This window comes from Cohnella sp. GbtcB17, assembly GCF_019091135.1.
Classification (GTDB): Bacteria; Bacillota; Bacilli; order Paenibacillales; family Paenibacillaceae; genus Cohnella.
The window spans coordinates 1-256 of the sequence record NZ_JAGXJW010000323.1; the positions used below are offsets into that span (position 1 = coordinate 1).

The 256-nt window shown below is 56.6% G+C and carries 1 protein-coding gene; it reads left to right on the plus strand.

Going from position 1 to position 256, the window contains the following annotated elements:
• The coding region (locus tag KVT38_RS33850) for a CoA-binding protein (RefSeq protein WP_217598095.1) at window positions 1-256 on the plus strand (256 nt) is incomplete at both ends.

Consider the following 256-nt stretch of genomic DNA (forward strand, 5'->3'; position numbering starts at 1 on the left):
GCGGTCGATTTGGCGGTCATCGTCGTGAAGGCTCAATTGATCGAATCGATCTTGCAGCAATGCGAACAGAAAAAGGTCAGCGCGGTTTTGATTATAAGTGCCGGCTTTAAAGAGCAGGGAACTGTGGAAGGCATCGAACGGGAACGGCTGCTGGTCGAGTGGTCTTCGCGTACCGGTATCCCCGTCTGTGGTCCGAATTGTCTTGGCATCGGCAGCAGCGCCATTCACATGTGGGCCCCGGCGGCCTCCTCCATCG